This window comes from Tenacibaculum halocynthiae (genome assembly GCF_964512825.1).
Taxonomy (GTDB): domain Bacteria; phylum Bacteroidota; class Bacteroidia; order Flavobacteriales; family Flavobacteriaceae; genus Polaribacter; species Polaribacter halocynthiae.
In genome coordinates this window covers 58,681-80,091 of the sequence record NZ_CAZELG010000043.1, presented here as the reverse complement: position 1 = coordinate 80,091, position 21,411 = coordinate 58,681, and the positions used below count along the sequence as shown (strand labels likewise).

Annotated in this window: 19 protein-coding genes; 15 read left to right on the top strand and 4 right to left on the bottom strand. The window is 28.1% G+C overall.

The window, feature by feature from the left end:
- Window positions 1-14: 14 nt before the first annotated feature.
- From ACKTTQ_RS16755 to ACKTTQ_RS16745, 3 genes are all read right to left on the bottom strand, one after another.
- Window positions 15-878, bottom strand: coding sequence for a GLPGLI family protein (locus tag ACKTTQ_RS16755; protein ID WP_299136599.1), 864 nt, complete (start codon window positions 876-878; stop codon window positions 15-17).
- Between the two features lie 74 nt (window positions 879-952).
- Window positions 953-1,807, bottom strand: a complete 855-nt coding sequence (locus ACKTTQ_RS16750; protein ID WP_408049858.1) for a GLPGLI family protein — start codon at window positions 1,805-1,807, stop codon at window positions 953-955.
- Complete coding sequence (locus ACKTTQ_RS16745; RefSeq protein ID WP_408049857.1) at window positions 1,807-2,526, bottom strand: TlpA family protein disulfide reductase; 720 nt, start codon at window positions 2,524-2,526, stop codon at window positions 1,807-1,809. The genes ACKTTQ_RS16750 and ACKTTQ_RS16745 overlap by 1 nt, the downstream gene beginning before the upstream one ends.
- A gap of 116 nt (window positions 2,527-2,642) precedes the next feature.
- On the opposite strand from ACKTTQ_RS16745, the gene ACKTTQ_RS16740 reads away from it, so the two are divergent.
- The 8 genes from ACKTTQ_RS16740 (at window position 2,643) to ACKTTQ_RS16705 (ending at window position 11,334) form a co-directional block, all read left to right on the top strand.
- Window positions 2,643-4,238 carry a sensor histidine kinase gene (locus ACKTTQ_RS16740; RefSeq protein WP_299136601.1) on the top strand — a complete coding sequence of 532 codons (1,596 nt, stop codon included), beginning with the start codon at window positions 2,643-2,645 and terminating at the stop codon, window positions 4,236-4,238.
- Window positions 4,231-4,911 (top strand): response regulator transcription factor, encoded by a 681-nt coding sequence (locus tag ACKTTQ_RS16735; protein ID WP_093870274.1) that lies wholly within the window; start codon window positions 4,231-4,233, stop codon window positions 4,909-4,911. Before ACKTTQ_RS16740 ends, ACKTTQ_RS16735 begins: the two co-directional genes overlap by 8 nt.
- Window positions 4,912-4,966: 55 nt before the next feature.
- Window positions 4,967-5,581: a deoxynucleoside kinase gene (locus ACKTTQ_RS16730; RefSeq protein ID WP_113786897.1), complete on the top strand. Its 615-nt coding sequence runs from the start codon at window positions 4,967-4,969 to the stop codon at window positions 5,579-5,581.
- A complete protein-coding gene (locus ACKTTQ_RS16725) occupies window positions 5,568-6,338 on the top strand; it encodes a response regulator transcription factor (RefSeq protein WP_408049856.1) in 771 nt (256 codons plus the stop codon). Before ACKTTQ_RS16730 ends, ACKTTQ_RS16725 begins: the two co-directional genes overlap by 14 nt.
- An 83-nt stretch (window positions 6,339-6,421) precedes the next feature.
- A complete protein-coding gene (locus ACKTTQ_RS16720; protein WP_408049855.1) occupies window positions 6,422-8,722 on the top strand; it encodes a TonB-dependent receptor domain-containing protein in 2,301 nt (766 codons plus the stop codon).
- Between the two features lie 251 nt (window positions 8,723-8,973).
- Window positions 8,974-9,174 carry a hypothetical protein gene (locus tag ACKTTQ_RS16715; protein ID WP_093870270.1) on the top strand — a complete coding sequence of 67 codons (201 nt, stop codon included), beginning with the start codon at window positions 8,974-8,976 and terminating at the stop codon, window positions 9,172-9,174.
- A gap of 45 nt (window positions 9,175-9,219) precedes the next feature.
- Complete coding sequence (locus ACKTTQ_RS16710; protein WP_408049854.1) at window positions 9,220-10,212, top strand: ATP-grasp domain-containing protein; 993 nt, start codon at window positions 9,220-9,222, stop codon at window positions 10,210-10,212.
- Between the two features lie 168 nt (window positions 10,213-10,380).
- Entirely contained in the window at window positions 10,381-11,334 is a 954-nt protein-coding gene (locus tag ACKTTQ_RS16705; RefSeq protein ID WP_093870267.1) for a hypothetical protein, read from the top strand.
- On the opposite strand, the gene ACKTTQ_RS16700 is transcribed toward ACKTTQ_RS16705, so the two are convergent.
- On the bottom strand, window positions 11,331-12,068 hold the full coding sequence (locus ACKTTQ_RS16700) for a TrmH family RNA methyltransferase (RefSeq protein WP_408049853.1): 738 nt from the start codon (window positions 12,066-12,068) through the stop codon (window positions 11,331-11,333). The genes ACKTTQ_RS16705 and ACKTTQ_RS16700 overlap by 4 nt on opposite strands.
- Before the next feature lie 72 nt (window positions 12,069-12,140).
- Between ACKTTQ_RS16700 and tamL the strand changes: the two genes are divergently transcribed.
- The 7 genes from tamL (at window position 12,141) to ACKTTQ_RS16665 (ending at window position 21,360) form a co-directional block, all read left to right on the top strand.
- Window positions 12,141-14,609: a translocation and assembly module lipoprotein TamL gene (gene tamL, locus ACKTTQ_RS16695; protein WP_408049852.1), complete on the top strand. Its 2,469-nt coding sequence runs from the start codon at window positions 12,141-12,143 to the stop codon at window positions 14,607-14,609.
- Between the two features lie 89 nt (window positions 14,610-14,698).
- A complete protein-coding gene (fbaA, locus tag ACKTTQ_RS16690; protein WP_093870264.1) occupies window positions 14,699-15,757 on the top strand; it encodes a class II fructose-bisphosphate aldolase in 1,059 nt (352 codons plus the stop codon).
- Window positions 15,758-15,841: 84 nt separating this feature from the next.
- Window positions 15,842-16,699 carry an acetyl-CoA carboxylase, carboxyltransferase subunit beta gene (gene accD, locus ACKTTQ_RS16685; protein ID WP_408049851.1) on the top strand — a complete coding sequence of 286 codons (858 nt, stop codon included), beginning with the start codon at window positions 15,842-15,844 and terminating at the stop codon, window positions 16,697-16,699.
- A gap of 198 nt (window positions 16,700-16,897) precedes the next feature.
- The gene (rpsO, locus tag ACKTTQ_RS16680) at window positions 16,898-17,167 is read left to right on the top strand and encodes a 30S ribosomal protein S15 (protein ID WP_093870262.1); all 270 of its coding nucleotides are present in this window, start codon (window positions 16,898-16,900) and stop codon (window positions 17,165-17,167) included.
- 183 nt (window positions 17,168-17,350) lie between these two features.
- Window positions 17,351-19,579, top strand: a complete 2,229-nt coding sequence (locus ACKTTQ_RS16675; protein ID WP_299136613.1) for a polyribonucleotide nucleotidyltransferase — start codon at window positions 17,351-17,353, stop codon at window positions 19,577-19,579.
- Between the two features lie 116 nt (window positions 19,580-19,695).
- Window positions 19,696-20,658, top strand: coding sequence for a C1 family peptidase (locus ACKTTQ_RS16670; protein WP_408049850.1), 963 nt, complete (start codon window positions 19,696-19,698; stop codon window positions 20,656-20,658).
- Between the two features lie 21 nt (window positions 20,659-20,679).
- The gene (locus tag ACKTTQ_RS16665; RefSeq protein ID WP_408049849.1) at window positions 20,680-21,360 is read left to right on the top strand and encodes a hypothetical protein; all 681 of its coding nucleotides are present in this window, start codon (window positions 20,680-20,682) and stop codon (window positions 21,358-21,360) included.
- Window positions 21,361-21,411: the final 51 nt, after the last annotated feature.

The following is a 21,411-nucleotide window of genomic DNA, read 5'->3' as shown; positions in this document are numbered from 1 at the left end:
TTATTGTTATTTATTTAAAAACGACCTCTTCCTCTTCCTCCTCCTCTTCTTCTTTGAAACATTTCTCTCATTTCTTCCATTTTTTTCTTCACAATCTTATTATATTCCTCTCTCGTCACTTCATCACCTTTTGTTGGAGCTTCAATTTTTGTTTCTTTATCTTTTACATTCATTATTACCTCAGAGCATAGAATGGTAGTTCTCCCCTCATTTATTTCAAGGATTAACCCTGGTAACCCCCAGTATTGTCCAGGTCCATTACTTACTGGTATTTGTGGAGTATACCAAGCAGTTACAGTAATTTCTTTTGGAATTTCAATTTCTTCTGTAACTTTAGTAGTTTTTGATTTATCAGAAGGTTTCTTTCCTTTTCCTCTACCTCTTCCTCTCCTTCTCATATTTCTCCAATCAAAAGCATCAACTTTTTTTACTAGTGTAGCTTTAAAACAGGTATACTTCCCTATTTGTTTTGTATCACTACCAAGCTCCCATTTTGGTTTTTCAGTATTATCAGTTATTAAAAATTTTTTACCAAAAAACTCAACAGACTCTAGAGCTTTATTTGCCTGAAGGTTTTTATATTTAATCCCTCCCCCTGTAAAACCGCCAAAACGAAATCCTCTAGTTCCGGGAGCTTGCAATTTTGCTTCTTCTTTATATACAGATTCTTTGGTCGTAAAGTTTAAAGTGTATGATTTTTCTAAAAAGTTTTTCATACGCGCCTTTATTTGTTTCTTTCGTTCTTCAGACATTTCTGCTCCCCAAGAACTCATATCAACAGTTGTTTTAGATTGATACACCGCTTTACCTTGAAACTGTTTTTGCGACCATAACGAAATGGTACATAAAAGAAATAAATAAGTAGTGATTTTTCTCATATCTCTGGTGTTATTTTTGAATAATTCTTAATATTTAAGAATTAGACTACAAACAACACCAAAGGTTTAATTTGCTATCCTTGAATTTCAATACTGTAAGAATTTCCGTCTTTACTTTTACGTTTATTTTTAAAACGCTCCATCATATCTTTAGAATGTTCATCCATTATTTTATCAAACTTTTCTTGAGTTACTTTTTTTCCTTTTTTAGGTTCTTTAATAGCCATTTTCTCTGATGGGTTTAATACTATTTCTGTACAAACAATAGTCTGCTTTCCATCTTGAATTTCTAAAATTAAACCTGGTAATCCCCAAAACCTTCCTGGGCCATTACTAACTGGTATTTGAGGAGTATACCAAGCAATGGTTTCTATTGTCACTGTTTCTTTTTTCTCTTCCCTTTCTCCATCAGTCATTGAAAAAGAAGTTCTAGGCTCTTCTCTTTTTCTAGTAGCTTTATAACATGTATAGTTTCCAATATTTTTTGTTTCACCACTCATTTCCCATCCGTAATCTGTTAGTTTGTCTTTAATTAAAAAGCGCTTGCCACTAATTTCTGTTTTGTTAGAAAATCTTTTTTCATTGATATTCTTATACAAAATATCAGATCCACCGCCATTACCCATAATTTGAACTCGAACTCCATTCATTTGACCACCTGGTGATGATAATTCTTCGTTTTGCTTATACGTAGATTCTGATTTATTAAAATTTAAGGTATATGTTTTTTGAAACTGCTTCATTAATTGAGCCTTCAATTGCTTTTGCAATGCATCGTCTATCATTCCTTTAGCTTTAGCCTTCCCCTTTCCTTTATCTAAATTTAAATCAAATTTTCGATGTGTTTTATAGGTTGCCTTTCCTTGAAAGCTTTGAGCATTCATTAATACTCCACTTAATATTAATCCTATTAAAATTATTTTTTTCATTATTTTATATTTAAGGTTTTTATTATATCTTCAAAACTATCTGCACTCTTTATAACCATTTTCCCATTTACTCTTTGATATGGCAATCCTGATTCTAGCACTTTTATTTTTAAATTTTCATCTAAAAAAACATTTAAAGGAAATGACTCTATTTCTAATTTATCTGTAAATTCTTTTACATCAACAATATGTTTAAAATTGAATTCCTTTTTAGATAAAAATTTATTTACTGCATCTTTATTTTCATAAGTCATAGAAATAAAATTCATTGAATTATTATATTTCTTTTTAAGCTTATTTAAATGTGGCATTTCATCAATACAAGGTGGGCATTTGGTAAACCAAAAATTTATAAGAGTAGGTTTTCCTTTTAATGACTCTAATGAAATTTCTTTCCCTGTAATATCTTTAAATTTAAAGTTTGAAAATTCCTTTCCCAATAAGCTCTCCATTTTTGACTTCTTTGATTTCTTATCCTTTACATCAAATGATATAAAATGAATTATTGAATCATTTCTTCTTTCTGTTTTTTTAATTTTTGTTCCAACAAACATTTCTTTATTAAAAATTTTACTAAATTTTTTCTTGATAATATCTCTTTCTTTTTTAAAACTTAATTCACTCATCATTTCATTTCCATTAGATGTATAAACTACAGTTTGTGCTTTTAATAAAGATGAAACCGTTAATAATGCGGTAAAAACTAGTATTCTTTTCATTTTATAATTATTTTGACACCACAAATATGTAAATCAATTAATTACCTCTTAGTTAACAAGTGTTAACGAGTGTTAACCGTTAATTTTTATCTACTTTAACTTCTTACCTTTGAAATATGAATGAAAAAAAGCATCGTTGGATTTTTTATTTAATCTCTGCTACAATTTTAGCAACTATTGCTGTTCAGTTTTATTGGAATTATAAAAACTATGAGCAAAACAAACAATATGTTATAAATGAGATACAAGAAAGTCTAGACAGTTCTATTGAAGAATACTTTCTTAAACTTAGTAAAGAAAACTTTTTTGCTATTATACAACCTAAAAAACCTACTAAACAAGATAGTTTAGCTAAACAAAATATTTTAAATGATATTTTCTCTCCTCTAAAGAAAACAAAAGTAAAGGACTCGGTTTCTTTTAAAATATCATCATTAGAATTTACTACTGATAGTTCTAAGGAATTTGAAGCAATGGATTCTATTTTTATAGATTCCATAATGTGTGATATAAACTCGGATATAAATAAATCAAAAAAGAAACCAACTCCAATTGTTGGACTTACACAGTTTTCAAAAGATAAAAAAACTGGAATTCATATAAATTCTAACAACAAAATTAGCAAGGTTAAAGTTTTCACTGGTAAGCGAGCTACGGATAGTTTAAAACTTATTAAAGGTTTACAAACTATGTTTATTTCAATTAAAAATGATACAATAAACCATACAAAAATAGATTCAATATTACGTAAAGACTTGCAAAATAAAGGGATTTTAACTTCTTATTATTTTCAACATAAAAAAAAGGATTCTATCATATTTAGTAATAAAATGGCACCCTATGAAACGTTTCCTTTAGTTAGTGAAGCTAAATCTACTTTTTTAAAACTGGATGAAGAAATTGCTTTGCATTATGGTAACCCAACTATTGAAGCTTTAAAAAGAAGTTCTACTGGTATTTTACTCTCATTTATTTTATCATTAGCTGTTATTAGTAGTTTATTTTATTTACTTCGAATTATTAACAAACAAAAGGAACTTGCCGAAATAAAAAATGATCTTATTAGTAATATAACACACGAATTTAAAACACCTATTACAACTGTATCCGCAGCTATCGAGGCTATTGATAATTTCAACATGATTGATGACAAAGAAAAAACTAAAAAGTACCTTTCTATTTCTTCTATTCAGCTAAAAAAACTGCACCAAATGGTTGAAAAATTATTAGAAACTGCTACTTTAGATAGTGAGAAGTTACTCTTAAAAAAAGAAGAAGTAAACATCATTGATTTAATAGAAAAAACATCAAAAAAGCATCAATTAATTAACAATTCTAAAACGATTACTTTCTCTTCTAGTATTGAAAATCACTACACAGAGGTTGATACGTTCCATTTTGAAAATGCTGTTTCAAACCTAATTGATAATGCTGTAAAATATGGAGGTGATATTATTGAAATAAACGTTAACAAAGTTTTAAATACCCTTGAAATATCAGTAGCAGATAATGGAAAAGGAATAGAAAAAAACCAACAAGAACGAATTTTTGATAAATTCTATAGAGTTCCTAAAGGAAATACTCATGACGTAAAAGGATTTGGTATTGGATTATATTATACTAAAAAAATCATTGAAAAACATGAGGGGTCTATTTTTCTAATATCAAACTCTAAACACACTATCTTTAAAATTAACTTACCAAATGGATAAAAAAATAAAACTTCTTTTAGCTGAAGATGAACCTAGTTTAGGTCAAATTATTCAAGAAAGTCTAGAAACGAGGAATTTTGAAGTTCATCATGCACATGATGGTGAAGAAGCTTTAAGGTTTTATAATGAAATAAATCCTGATGTATTAGTTTTAGACGTAATGATGCCTAAAAAAGATGGTTTTACATTAGCAAAAGAAATAAGATTGGAAAACAAACAAATTCCTATCATTTTTTTAACAGCGAAATCACAAACTAAAGATGTACTTGATGGGTTTAATCACGGCGGTAACGATTATTTAAAAAAACCTTTTTCAATGGAAGAACTTATTGTTAGAGTTCAATCATTACTTGATAGAAACTTATTAAAAGTTAACCAAGAAAAAATCACAATTGGTAATTACATTTTAAACTATCCTAAACAAGTTTTAACCTTTAAAACTGATTCTGAGTTATTGACACATAGAGAAAACGAGCTGCTTTTTCACCTATCACAAAAGAAAAATGAAGTTTTGGATAGAGCTTTTATTTTAAAGAAACTATGGGGTAATGATGATTTTTTTAATGCTCGTAGTATGGATGTGTTTATTTCTAAGCTTAGAAAAAAACTTCAGAAAGATAATAATGTACAAATTGTTAACATTCGAGGTTATGGTTATAAATTGATTTGTTAAACCTCTTTTCATTTCTAATTTTTTATGTAGTTTTACGCATAGAAATTCACAAATTATGCATGTAGCTATTGCCGGAAATATTGGTGCGGGAAAAACCACCCTAACTAAATTATTAGCAAAACATTACAATTGGGAGCCTCACTTTGAATCTGTAGATGAAAATCCGTATTTAGATGATTTTTATGCTGAGATGGAGCGTTGGTCTTTTAACTTACAGGTGTTTTTCTTGAATAGTCGCTTTCGCCAAGTATTAGAATTGCGCAAATCTGGAAAAAAAATTATCCAAGACAGAACCATATATGAAGATGCTCATATTTTTGCCCCTAACTTACATGCAATGGGATTAATGACTAATAGAGACTATAGTAATTATAGTTCTTTATTTGAATTAATGGAAAATTTAGTTACTCCTCCAGATTTATTAATTTATTTACGTGCTGATATTTCTACTCTAGTTGGACAGATTCATAAAAGAGGAAGAGAGTATGAAAACTCTATTAGTATTGATTATTTAAGTAGATTAAATGAGCGATATGAGGCATGGATTAGCACATATAGCAAAGGAAAATTACTTATTATAGATGTTGACAATTTAGACTTTGTTGAAAATCAAGAGGATTTAGGAACAATCATTGATAAAATTGATGCTCAAATTAATGGGTTATTTTAAGAACATAAGAATTAATCAACCAATATACTACGTGTTGGTTCTTACATTTTATTGTTCTCAATTATATGCACAAAACAAAATTCAATTAAATTTTGATTATAAATCTCAAGAATTATTAAAAGATTCACTTAATAATATCTCAAGAGATAATAGTACTCATTATAGCCTTAAAAAGGCTGAGGACGAATGGAAAAAATTACTTTTTTTTGAAAAAAACTTAAATAAGAAACCTCAAAAAACGTATTTAAATCAAATACGTTCATATTCAAAAGATTCTTTACAAATTTTGGCAGTAAAGGTTTTAAGTTTTAAAAAACTTCATAATAAAGGACTTTTAAAAAAAGACGTTTTACTAAACATCAATTACTACAAATCATTATTAAGTGAACTAACACGAAGCAATATTATACCTGAAGAGTATGCTTTTTTAGAAAAAGAGCTTTTAAAAATAAAAATTAATGAAGTTCAAAATGCCTACGTAAAAAGTAAATCATTAAATTATTTTTTAATAAGTATTACCCTACTATTGCTTATTCTCGGCATAAAAATCATTAGAAAAACAAAAAATATTACTCAGTCTGAACTCAGTAAACAAGAAAAGATCATCAAAAATTTAATTATCTCAGGTAAAAGCAATAAAGAAATTGCTAACGAATTATATATTAGTTTAAACACTGTTAAAACACACATAACCAACATTTACCATAAATTAAATATTTCCAACAGAAAAGAATTAATACTTAATTTCAAAAAATAGTAGCGGTACTAGTACCAAAATCACCCTCTTTCCTTTCTTATTTTATTTTTTTATTACTGTTTTTTGCTTCAAAATTTTAATTCATGAAGCACCTCATTATAGTATTTATTTTTTTCACTTCCCTTAACTCAATCTTTAGCCAAGAACAGTTCAATATTTCAGGAATTGTTTCAACCCAGAATAAAGAAGTTATAACAATTGGTGATGTTTTATTAATTTCAAAAATTGATAATAAAATTATTAAATACACTTTTATTAATAATGGGAAATTTCATCTAGAAAAGGTAAAAAAAGGAAACTATTTTTTAAAAGTAAATTCATTAGGCTATTTTGAAATTTCAAAAGAAATAAAACTAGAAAGTAATCAACATTTAAAACTTGAATTTATAGAAAAAAACAACATTTTATCTGAAGTAGAAATTACAGCTTCAAAAAAAGTAATTGAAAATAAAAATGGCAACATAATTATTAATGTAGCAAAAACAAGATTATCAAAAGAATCTAATACTTTAGATTTATTATCTAAATTACCTAGAATACAAATAGCATCTAATAAATCATCTATAGAAGTAATTGGCAAAGGAAATCCACTTATTTATATTGGCCATCAAAGGATTTCTATTGATGATTTAAATAACCTTAGTGTTTCACAAATTGAAAAAATTGAAATCATTAATAATCCGTCTTCAAAATATGAAGCAGAAGGCAGGAGTTTGTTACTTATTACTTTAAAAAAAGAAATTCAAGACGGAATGAAAATATCAGTAACTGAAACAACTTCTTTTAAAAAACACTTTAATAATTACCTTAATGCTTCTACTAATTTTAAACATCAAAAAGCAAGATTCAACTTAAACATTTCTTTTAATAATTTAAAAATATGGGAAAGTAATAGTGCAGATTATCAAATACCTTATAAAGGTATTTCTTCTGATTATTTAGTAGTAGCTAAAACAAATAGAAAGCAAGCCATTATTCAAGGTAGTTTTTCATATCAGTTTAATAAAAACAATCATCTATCTGTTAATTCTAATCTCCGTACACAAAAGGAACCTTTTACTATAAACACAATAACAAACATTAATAGTGATATTATAAATACAAAAAGCTTTAATGATGGTAATCGTTATTTTTCTACTTCAAATATAAATTATATAAAATCTCTAAATAATTCTAATGAGTTTTTCTTCGGCGCCCAGTATACCTTTTATGACCAAAGAATAACCAATTCTATTACTAATAAATTCAATGTAACACCTATTACAACTACTATAAATAGATTACAAAAATTCAACATAAACACCTATACTCTAAAAAGTAACTACACGAAAAAACTTAAGAAAAAAAAGACTTTGGAAATAGGTGCAAGCTACACTAATACTTCTACAAATTCTACTATAAACACATTTACTAATACTATAAAACAGAATTATTATTTCACAGAAAAAAATAAAGCTGCGTATATCCAGTATTCAAATAACTTAAGCACCTTAAAATATTCTCTAGGCTTACGATTTGAAAATAACGAAACTGATGGGAAATATTCAAAAAATTCAAACATCATTTTTAAGAAAAATAGTACAGATTTTTTTCCAAAATTGAATATCGCTTATGCTATAAATAAGAAGAAAACTATATCTCTTAACTACAGTAAAAATATTACTAGACCAAATTATTCATCAACCACCTCTACTTCAGCTTTTATTAATCCTTTTTTAGAGTTTAGAGGTAATTTACATTTAACCCCATCTATAACAAATGAAGTTTCCATAAGGTATCAATTCAATAAAAACTCTATTAATTTTAATTATTATCATAAACAAAATCCTATATTTTATAGTTTTCATTATGATGAAAACAATAATAAAACTCTTATTTACCCTACAAATCTAGTACATGAAAAAGGAGTGAATTTAGAAGTGAATATTCCTAAAAAATATAAGCTCTGGTCATCATCAAATACAATAAGCTTTCATTTAAATACTATCAATGATACTAGAGCATTAAATACTTCACTCTCACCTTACCTTTACTACTACTCTAATCATCAATTTAAAATAAACAAATCAAGTTCTTTTGCTTTTGACTTTTGGGGACTAACAAACAGAAAAGAGGGAATATTTACGAGAGAATCAATTTTTGTTTTAAATGCTTCGTTGCATAAGAAACTATTTAACTCATTAGACTTCACTGTTAGTTTCAATGATATTTTTAATACTATGGAGTTTAGAGAAACTTATTCTTTACAAAAGTTAAATGTCAAAAATGTTTTTTTTACAGATGCTAATGAAATAGCCTTTTCATTAAAATACTCTTTTGGAAAAATTAATAAAATTAATAATACAAACAAAAACATTAATAGAAATATGAATAGAATTAGATAACTCCATAAACAACACAATATCAATAAATTAAAATAAAACGTAAGCAACTATTTTAAAAATTTTCATTTTTAATCATTTAATAAGGGTAATAAAAATAAGTACTCTATACTTGGTTATATAAACAAATAAGTGCTGACACACTTTACCCAAGTCATAGATTATTTAATTGTCAGATTAAAAAACTATGCAAGTATTTATTAACAAGAAGACTACACTTACAAACTTGTAGGCCTTACCAAAATCTATTAATCATGAAAAAATTTGAAAGTTTTAAAAAATTTGAAAACGAAAAATCAGAATTAAACAAAATAAAAGGGGGAGCTCCAAATTGGGAACAAACACAAAGCGTAGGTCCAAATGGTGAAACTCAAGGTGATTTAGCTGCTAGATGTTATATTAATGGTCATTATGACCTTGATGTGTATGCTAAAAAACAAACATTCAGATTTTAAATAACACCTACCACCACTTAAAAGTGGTGGTTTTCATTATTATTCATGAATCAAAAAATAATAAAACACCCAGAATTTTTAATACTATCTTCTGAAAATGACAGGAATTTAAAATCTATTGCTGATTGGTTAGCATATTTTAAAGTTAACTTTTTTTGCATTAATACTCATAACGATGTTGTTAGTATTTATAATTACAACATGCAAACTGAAGAGATGATTTTATTAATTGATGATAAAAAAGATGAAACTATAATAAACTTAAATAAGTTGAAAACTGTTTTTATTAGAAATGGTGAGTTAAAATTCAATGTCAATAAAATACCAGACACTTTATTAAAACAAAACTCAGTTAAAGATTACTTTTACAGTTATATTCAGAATTTAGATGAATTTCTTGCATATTTTTTTCAAAAAAAATATAATATTATTGGCTTATGGGGTTTAGCTCTTATTAACAAGCTTATTGTTTTAGAGGAGTCTAAAAAATGTGGTTTTAAAATTCCTCATACTTATTTAAAAACAAACTTCAATAATTTAAATTCAAACGAAAATTACATATCAAAAACTCTTGCGATTCCGCTAGAAATGGAAACAAAAACTCAAAAGTTTTTAAATTACACAGCACGAATAGAAAACACTTCTTCTTCTGAAGAGTTCATGACTTCCCTTATTCAAAAAGAAATAAAAAAACTATTTGAAATTAGAGTCTTCGTTTTCTTGAAAAAAATTTACGCAATGGCTATTTTCTCTCAAATGAATGAAGAATCTGCTGTTGATTGTCGTGTGTACAATACAGAAAACCCATACTTAGACGAACCCTATACGATTCCTGATTCTCTCAAAACAAAAATTTTCCAATTAATGAAGTCTTTAAAATTAAATACAGGTTCTTTTGATTTTATTTATACAGAAGATGATGAGTATTGCTTTTTAGAAGTAAATCCTATTGGTCAATTTGGATATTTAGGTGCTGTTTGTGGCATAGATTTAAATAAAGTAATTGCACAAGAAATAATTGAATATGAAGGACACTAAAGAATATAAAGATTTTATTAAGAAGCATAAATTTCCATTAGATATGTTAAATACCCGTTCATTTTCTAAAAAAGGATTTATCAAAAAAGAGACCAATAGTTTTTACTCAAAAAACAGTAGGTCAAATTGGAACTTTTTTACAGTACCCACAAAAAAAATAGTTTAAACATGTTTGTAATTTCAAGTAACTTAACTTTAACTAAAGGCTATAAAAAAAGTATTTTAGGTAATTTTAAAAACAATGAACTATTTCATATAGAAAACAATCAAGCTGTTGAAATTCATAGATTAATAAAAAAGCGTTTTTTTAAAAAAGAAGACGTAACGCCTGGTTTATTTGATTTTTTGATAGAAAATAGAATGGTTTATAAAATTCCTGAAAATATTAAAAATAACTTTCCTGAAAAAAAGTTGCAATACGCATCAAAATATCACATTGAGTTTTTAATTTACAACTACTCTACTTCTTTAGGAATCGACAAAGTAATTGATATTTGCGAAAAAATTTGTATCCCAAATTTAGTTATCCATCTTAACAATAATATTATTAATCAGATTGAAGAAAAAATAAAAGATAAATCTTTCCCTGAATCTGTTACTATTGTAACTAACAACAAAGAAATGTTACTAGAAAAAAATAGATTTAGAATACTAATTACTCAAAAAGATAACAGACCTTTTGTACATAGAGATTCTGTAGATTTTAATTACCAATTATTCGTAGAATCTCATTTTCACCATAATTATTTTAATAAAAAAATATACATCGGAAATAAAGGAGAAATTAAAAACACACCCGAATCTGTAGATGTATTTGCTAATCTGACTGATTTAAATTTAATACAAAAACTCAATGGAGTTATTAGCAGTAATAAATTTCAAAAGCTTTGGAACGTTCATAAAGATATTTGTGATGTTTGTAAAGATTGTGAGTTTAAATATATGTGCGTAGACAATAGAGTTCCAGAGCAAAGAAATGAAAAGGAGTGGTTCCATTCAACAGAATGTAACTACAATCCATATATTGGTAAATGGAAAGAAGAAAAAGAATATGTATCTCTTAAACAGTTAGGGGTTGTTAGTAATAATCTTGAGTTCTCTTTAAACTTTACAGAAAACTAAACTAGCCTTCTTTTAAACTCACTTAATAAAATTGCTGTAGCTGTAGCAACATTTAAACTTTCAGTTTGCTGAGTTTCTCCAAATCGAGGTATAGTTAATTTATTTTCAACAATAGCAGCAACTTCTGACGAAATACCATTCGCTTCATTCCCCATAACTAGAATAGCTTTTTGTGGTAATGAATATTTTTTATATACATTTTCACCATCCATGTCTGCAGTAAAAACAGGTAAATCTGTAGTTTGTAAATAATCTGATAGCTTAGTATAATAAATATTAACTCTAGTTAAAGACCCCATAGTTGATTGCACCACTTTTTGATTATAACAATCTACTGTATTGCCTGAACAAACAAGTTCTTTTATACCGAACCAATCACATAAACGGATAATTGTTCCTAAATTACCAGGATCATTTATTCCATCAAGAGCTACTATAAAATCATCTTTTCTAGTCAATATTTCCTCAGGAATTTTAAATAATGCTAATACTTTATTTGGACTTTTTAATGAACTCACCTTTTTTAATTCAATTTCAGAAATTAAAATTACTTCTATATTCTTTTCAAATTCCAAAGATTCATCTACACAAAATATCTGATAAACTTCTAAACTAGATTTTAATAATTCATTTACTACTTTTATTCCTTCAGCAACAAATAAATTATGCTTTTGTCTATACTTTTTTTGTTGTAAACTAGTTATTAGTTTTATATTATTTTTAGATAAACTCATTAAATAATTTTTAACATTATAAAACCACCAAAAAACAGTATTTTTGGTAATTAAATTCGAGGCGTAAAGTTAATGAAAAAACTTTCTTTCATCCTTTTATTATTGGTATTATTCTATTCTTGTAATACAATAAAATATGTAAAAAAAAACGAGTTGCTATTAGCAAGAAATACCATATTTGTTGATAGTGTAAAAACTTCAGATGAAAGTTTAAATGAACTTTTAATACAACGCCCAAATGCTAAAACTTTTGGTCTACCTTTATCTTTATATTTTTATAATATAGGTAATCCTGAAGGCCCTAAAACGCCTAGTAAGTGGGGTAAAAAACACCCTAAAACATACTCTTTCTTTAAAAATACCTTCTCAGAAAAACAAAGTATATCTGTTGCGAAGTCTGCTATCAGCTTTAATAATTGGTTTCTAAAAAGTGGACAAGCTCCTATTATTATTAATGATAGAAAAACCAAAAGGACAATAGAAAATTTAAATACTTACTTGCAAAACCATGGTTATTTCAAAGCTAAAGTAACGTCAAAAAAAGATACTATATCTAATAAAAAGGGAGCTATATCGTATCATATAAAGAAAGGAAAAGCTTTATTTTTAGATACTATTTTTAGAGAAATTAAATCTCCAATTCTAGACTCTATATATAAGATTAACAAATACAAAAGCTTCTTAAAATCAAACCAACAATATAATGATCAAAATTTTATTGATGAAGCTAATAGATTAACAAAACTTTTTAGAAATAACGGTATTTTTCACTTTGATAAAAATAATAGTATCGATTTTTATGTATCTGATACTGCAAGCTATAAAACAAACGTTGAATTAGTTATTTCAGATAGAACAGTTGAAGAAAATGGGAATTATTTTTCAAAACCATATAAAATTCAAAAAATAAAAAGAATAAATGTTGTTACTGATTATTCTTACAGTAAAAAGAATACTCCCTATAAAGATTCAGTATTATATAAAAGCGTTAATTATCTAGCTCATGAAAAGCAAAAATACAATCCTAAATATTTATCACAATCATTATTTATAAAACCAAACAGTGTGTATAGTGATACACTCCGAAATTTAACAAGAACACACTTAAGAGGTTTAAAAAATTTTAAATCGACTTCTATTAGGTTCAATGAATTAAACGATCATGAATTAGAAGCAAACATTTATTTAACCCCAAAAGAAAAATACACTTTAGGATTTGACACTGAATTATCGCGGTCTAATATTAGAAATTTTGATATTTCTGGAAAGTTTTCTTTAGTTAATAGAAACACATTTAAAGGTGCTGAAATATTTAAATTATCCGCACTTGGTTCTTACTTTAATTCTAATAATGGTCCTGGTTGGGAATTAGGAAGTAATATTTCATTGGAAGTTCCTAGGTTCATGGCTCCTTTTGGGCTACATAAATTTGTTCCTAAAAGAATGTTTCCTAAAACAAAATTCTTTGCAGGGATAAATATCCAAAAAAACATAGGATTAGATAAACAAAATATATCTCTTGGAATTGATTATAAATGGAAGTATAATCGAAAAAAAACAATACAATTAGAGTTAATAAACGCGCAATATATTCGTAACTTAAATGTTGAAAACTATTTTTCAATTTATAGGTCAGAATACAATAAGCTGGTAGCAATTGGAAAAGTAGCAGCCCCTTCTATACCTATTCCTTTAAATATCTCTGGAAACTTTAATCAAATAAGACAATATGTTGGAGATATAACAAGTAGTATAAGCGATCCTGATGATGCAAGAACAATTTTAAATATCATTAATAGATACCAAATAGTTACTTCAGATTTTTTAATTCCCGAAATTGCTTACAGTTTCACCTACAACAATCAACAAAGTGCTAAAGATCAAAGTTTCTCTTTTTTTAAAATACGGGTAGCAAACTCCGGTAATGTAATGGGAATTTTATCAAAACAAAAAAATGAAAACAACCAATCTACTGTATTTAAAATCCCTGTAGCTCAATATTTCAAAACAGATTTAGAATATAAAAAATATTGGAAACTAGGTAATAACTCTGTTCTTGCGCATAGAACTTTTTTAGGAGCTATTTTTACGTATAATAATTCAGATATTCCATTTTCACGTAGTTATTTTGCTGGAGGATCAAATGATATTAGAGCATGGAGAACCTATGATTTAGGACCAGGGACAAGACCTCCTGGTTTAGAATATAACATTGGTAGTTTTAAATTTCTAACAAGTTTTGAATATCGATTTGACATACTAGGGTCTCTTAAAGGAGCTTTATTTACCGATGCTGGTAACATATGGAGCATTAATAACTCTGATGTTATTGATGAATCTGAAAAATTTAATGGCTTTAAATCAATAAAAGATTTAGCGGTAGCTAGTGGTTTTGGTTTACGGTATGACTTCAAATTTTTAATAGCACGATTAGATTTAGGGTTTAAGATTCATGAACCATACTTACCCGAAAATAAATGGTTTAATAATTTTAATTTCTCTAGTTCAGTATTAAACATAGGTATTAACTACCCATTTTAACGAAAACGTTATCATAAAAAAATCATCGGAACTTAGCTAAAAAAGTGTAGATTTGTCATTCAAAACAACTGTAAACTAAAAATTAAAAAATGATTAAAGCTGGAGTTGCCACAGGTAAAGAAGTTCAAGAGATTTTTAAATTAGCAAAAGAAAAAAACTTTGCCTTACCCGCAGTTAATGTTGTAGGTTCAAATACAATTAATACAGTTTTAGAAACTGCAAAAGAATTAAATTCACCTGTAATTATTCAATTTTCTAATGGAGGTGCGCAATTCAATGCTGGAAAAGGTTTATCTAATGAAAACGAAAAATCTGCCATTGCTGGAGCTGTAGCTGGAGCAAAACATATACATTTATTAGCTGAAGCTTATGGTATACCAGTAATTTTACATACTGACCACGCTGCTAAAAAACTATTACCTTGGATTGATGGTTTATTAGACGCAAGTGAAGAGTTTTATAAAGAAACAGGTAAGTCATTATATAGTTCTCATATGATTGATTTAAGTGAAGAACCACTTGAAGAAAACATAGAGATTTGTAAAAAATACTTAGCTCGAATGAGTAAAATGGGTATGACTTTAGAAATTGAATTAGGAATTACTGGTGGTGAAGAAGATGGTGTTGATAATTCTGATGTAGATGTTTCTAAACTATATACACAACCAGAAGAAGTAGCTTATGCTTACGAAGAATTACTAAAAGTAAGTGATCAATTTACCATTGCTGCAGCTTTTGGAAATGTTCATGGTGTTTATAAACCTGGAAATGTAAAATTAACTCCAAAAATTTTAAAGAACTCTCAAGAGTACATATCTAAAAAATACAATGTTCCTCATAATACGATAGATTTCGTTTTTCATGGAGGTTCAGGATCTACTATAGAAGAAATTCGTGAAGCAATTGGATACGGTGTAATTAAAATGAATATTGATACTGATTTACAATATGCTTTTACAGAAGGTATTCGTGATTACATCACTGAGAAATCAGCATATTTACAAGCACAAATAGGTAACCCTGAAGGTAGCGATGTACCTAATAAAAAATACTACGATCCTCGTAAATGGTTGCGTGAAGGAGAGCAAACATTTAAAGCAAGATTAAAAAAGGCTTTCGAAGATTTAAATAATGTTAATACTTTATAGTAATTTAGCTTTTTCAAAAAAAGAAAATAAGCAACAGAAAAAGAAAACCAAATACACATAAACAAATAACTATAGACGAATATTATGGCTTGGTTTAAACGTAAAGACAAAGGAATTCAGACCCCAACTGAAGAAAAAAAAGACACACCTAAAGGCTTGTGGTACAAAACCCCAAGTGGAAAGGTTATTGATACTGAAGAATTAAAGAAAAACTTATATGTAAGTCCTGAAGATGGATACCATGTAAGAATAGGTAGTAAAGAATATTTTGAATTGTTTTTTGACAATAATGAATTTAAAGAGTTAGATGCAAAATTAACTGCGAAAGACCCTTTAAAATTTGAAGACACTAAAAAATATCCAGATCGCTTAAAGGCTGCTCAAAAGAAAACAGGATTAAAAGATGCTGTTAGAACTGCCGTTGGGAAATCAATGGGGAAAGACATTGTTATTGCTTCAATGGATTTTGCTTTTATTGGTGGCTCAATGGGAAGTGTTGTTGGAGAAAAAATAGCACGCGCTATTGATTATTCAATCAAAAACGAATTGCCTTTCTTAATGGTTTCTAAATCAGGAGGAGCACGTATGATGGAAGCATCTTTATCATTAATGCAATTAGTAAAAACTTCAGCTAAATTAGCGCAATTAGCAGATGCTAAAATTCCATACATTTCATTATGTACGGATCCAACAACTGGAGGAACAACAGCTTCTTTTGCAATGCTTGGTGATATTAATATTGCTGAACCAAATGCATTAATTGCTTTTGCAGGTCCACGTGTTGTAAAAGACACAACAGGTAAGGAATTACCTGAAGGTTTTCAGCGTTCTGAATTTGTATTAGAACATGGTTTCCTTGATGGAATTTATGAAAGAAAAGACCTAAAACAACAGGTTAACTTATATATTGACCTAATACAAAATCAACCTATTAGAGCATAAAACTAAAAGCCAGCTAAAACTGGCTTTTTTCTTTTTACAAGATAAATACAATATCTATCTGATTACATAATAATTAACATCATTAACTGCTATTGTATTTTTCTTATCTAATTAAGTTTATCATAAAAAAATAATTGTACATTTGCACCTTCAATGAAAAATCATTGAGTACATTAAAATCATTTAAACAATATTGGTATGTATTTAACTAAAGAAGTAAAACAAGAAATTTTTGCTAAACACGGTAAAGGTAACAACGATACTGGAACAGCAGAAGGACAAATTGCGTTATTTACGCACAGAATTAACCATTTAACTGAGCACTTAAAAAGAAATCGTAAAGATTTTAACACTGAGCGTTCTTTAGTAAAGATGGTAGGTAAGCGTAGAAGTTTGTTAGATTACTTAAAGAAAAAAGAAATCAACAGATATCGTGCAATTATCAAAGAATTAGGTATTAGAAAATAATCCTTACAAAAAGAGGCAGGAATTTCCTGCCTCTTTTTTATTGTAAAAAATTGAATAAAATTCATTACTTTTAACTTCGTTTTTCATTTTAAAAACTTCAATTAAAAGTATTTATACTTCCATTGAAACAACAGCAACACAACAACACAAAAAACGAATTAAAATTTTTAGAAAAAACATTTTATGATTCCAAAAGTATTTAGAGAGGTCATTGACCTTGGAGATGGAAGAACCATTTCATTAGAAACGGGTAAATTAGCAAAACAAGCACACGGTTCAGTTGTTGTTCAAATGGGAAAAGCAATGTTGTTATGTACAGTTGTATCTAACTACAAACAATCTGATGTTGATTTTTTACCATTAACTGTAGACTATAGAGAAAAATTTGCAGCTGCAGGTCGTTATCCTGGTGGTTTCTTTAAAAGAGAAGCTAGACCTAGTGATGGAGAAGTATTAACAATGCGTTTAGTGGATCGTGTATTACGTCCATTATTCCCTAAAGATTACCATGCAGAAACGCAAGTAATGATTCAGTTAATGTCTCATGACGAAAACGTTATGCCAGATGCTTTAGCTGGTTTAGCTGCTTCAACGGTAATTCAATTAAGTGACATTCCTTTTGAAACTCCTATTTCAGAAGTAAGAGTTGCTAGAGTAAACGGTGAATTCGTTATCAATCCTAACAGAACTCAATTAGCTGATGCTGATTTAGACATGATGATTGGTGCTTCTGCTGACTCTGTAATGATGGTAGAAGGAGAAATGGATGAGGTTACTGAAGAGGAAATGGCTGATGCTATTAAATTTGCTCATGAAGCTATTAAAGTACAATGTGCTGCACAAGTACGTTTAGCGGAAGCTTTCGGTAAAAAAGAAACTCGTGAATATGAACCAGAAAGAGAAGATGAGGAATTAGCAAAGAAAATTCATGATGCTGCTTACCAAAAATGTTATGATATAGCTAAAAAAGGAACTTCTAAGAAAGAAAGAGGTTTAGCTTTTTCTGAAGTAAAAGAAGAAATTGTTGCTTCATTTACAGAAGAAGAAATTGCTGACTTTGGAAGTTTAATTGGAAAATACTTCAATAAAGCACAAAAAAATGCTGTTAGAGAATTAACTCTTTCAGAAGGTTTACGTTTAGATGGACGTAAAACTACAGATATCAGACCAATTTGGTGTGAGGTTGATTATTTACCTTCTACTCATGGTTCTTCTATTTTTACACGTGGGGAAACTCAAGCTTTAGCTACAGTAACATTAGGAACTTCTAGAGAAGCAAATCAAATAGATATGCCATCTTATGAAGGTGAAGAAACATTTTATTTACATTATAACTTCCCTCCTTTTTGTACAGGTGAAGCTAGACCATTAAGAGGAACTTCTAGAAGAGAAGTTGGGCACGGTAATTTAGCACAACGTGCATTAAAAGGAATGATTCCTGCTGATTGTCCTTATACCGTTCGTGTTGTTTCTGAAGTATTAGAATCTAACGGTTCTTCTTCAATGGCAACTGTATGTTCTGGAACGATGGCATTAATGGATGCTGGAGTTCAACTAAAAAAACCAGTTTCTGGTATTGCTATGGGATTAATTTCTGATGGTGATCGTTATGCTGTTTTATCTGATATTTTAGGAGATGAAGATCATTTAGGTGATATGGACTTTAAAGTTACTGGTACTGCTGATGGTATTACTGCTTGTCAAATGGACATTAAGGTTAAAGGTTTATCTTATGAAATTTTAGTAAATGCATTAAAACAAGCTCGTGAAGGTCGTTTACATATCTTAGAAAAATTAACAGATACTATTGCTCAACCTAGTGAAGAGGTTAAAGCGCATGCTCCAAAAATGATTACCAGAACTATCCCTAATGATATGATTGGTGCTTTTATTGGACCAGGTGGTAAACATATTCAAGAATTACAAAAAGAAACAGAAACTACAATTGTTATCAATGAAGATCCTGTTACTGAAGAAGGAATTGTTGAAATTTTAGGAACAAGCCCAGAAGGAATTGAAAAAGTTATAGCTCGTATTGAGTCAATGATGTTCAAACCTGAAAGAGGTTCTGTTTATCAAGTTAAAGTAATTAAAATTTTAGATTTTGGTGCTGTAGTAGAATATGCTGAGGCTCCTGGTAATGAAGTTTTACTACACGTAAGTGAATTAGCTTGGGAACGCACAAATAATGTAACTGACGTTGTTAAATTAGGTGACGTACTTGACGTAAAGTATTTCGGAATTGATCCTAAAACTCGTAAAGAAAAAGTTTCTAGAAAAGCTTTGTTACCTAAACCTGAAGGTTATGTAGCTAGACCTCCTAGAGATAATAATAGAAATAGGGATAATAATCGTGGGCGTGACAATCGTCGTGATGATAGAAAGCCTAGAGAAGCTAAAAAAGAAGACTAAAAACTTTATTTAGTTATAAAAAAATCGCCAAAAAATATTTTTGGCGATTTTTTTTGATTTTAACGCAACCTTTTTTGATTACTCAGACTATTAAATAATACTCTAAATTATTTAAAATGAAAAAAAGGATTCATCTATTTATTATCTCTCTATCTGTATTGTTTATAAATAGCTGCGAATATTCATATAATCAATTCCCTCTTGAAAATGAAACCCCTCCTATTTTTGTTCCGGATATAATTATTTCAGAAGAATCTCCAAACGATCCAAACCAAACAGGAAGTGCTTGTAATAGTGCTTTAAAAAAAACTTCATCATCTGAGTTAATAAATTTAATTACAATCCCTGATAGTTTACCTAATATTATTGATCTATCAACCGATATGCCACCGGTTAGAAGTCAAGGTCATCAAGGAAGTTGTGTAGCATGGGCTACAAGCTATTATTTAAAAAGTTATCAAGAAAAAATACAACATAACTATGAGTACAGCTCATATAAAGATGTAATGAGCCCTTCTTTTGTCTATAACCAAACTAAAGAAAACTCAAACTGTTTATCAGGATCTAACATTCAAAATGCTCTAGAACTCTTAAAAAGTCAAGGAACAACTAGTTGGAAAGAGTTTCCTTATACAGATATCGCTTGCTCAACTTTACCTACTAACAAGCAACTTGCTTTAGCTGAAAAAAATAAAATAAAAGAATATTATTACGTGAGTGTTCCTGATACAATTACTCAAAAAAGATACACTCTAATAAACCTAATAAAAACATTACTCAACCAAAAACAACCTGTTGTAATTTCAATGGACTTTGAAAATCTAGTTTTCGAAAATCAAAAGGGACAATATATTACCAATACTTATAGCAAAAACCCTATTGAAGGGCTTTGTGGACATGCAATTTTAATAGTTGGTTATGATGATACTATGAATGCCTTTAACATTGTTAATTCCTGGGGAACAAACTGGGGTAACGAAGGGTATTGTTGGGTTAATTATAATTTTTTTCTTAAAAAAAACAACAAAGACTACCAAAAAGGGCTTACTAGTGCTTATGTAGCATATGATGCAGATTAACTAAACATAAAATAATTAAAAATGAAAAAACTAACACTATTAGCATTATTATTTTTCTCAATTCAAATATTTATTAGCTGCTCAGAAGAAAAATTGAATCTAAACTTTATAGAAAAACCATCAATTATAAATTCTTCTCAAAAAACTTTTACCTCAATAAAAATTAACTCAAAGCATAACAGTAATAATTTAATTGAATATGGTATTTGTTGGAGCCTAGAACCGAAACCAACTATAAATGATTATACATTTATTGAAGATAAATCTAAAAAAAATTATATCACAAAAATTGAAGGATTATTAGTTAATACAACTTATTATTTCAGGTCATTTATTAAAACTCAGAAAGATATATTATATAGTGAAGAAAAAGTATTTACTACATTACCTTTTAAAAATACAATTTGGAAAATGCTAACTATTTATCCTAAAAATAATTATAAAATAAATTCAGAAGTAGAGTTTTATGAAAACAATTCCACAAAATTTGAGGAGTTAACAGATAATGGAGTACGTTTATATAAAACATATGGAACCTGGTCTTTAAATGGAAATACTTTAACATACATATTCAATGGTAACAAACCAGAATTAAATAAATGTACTTATATATACACAGGAACACTAGATGAAATGACATTAAGAGGTACATATAAACATGTGTATCTTTCACCAGGTATATGGAATGCTGTAAAACTATAAATCATTTCTCTATTTAATATTATTTATATTGTATCTCTTCTTAATTAAAAT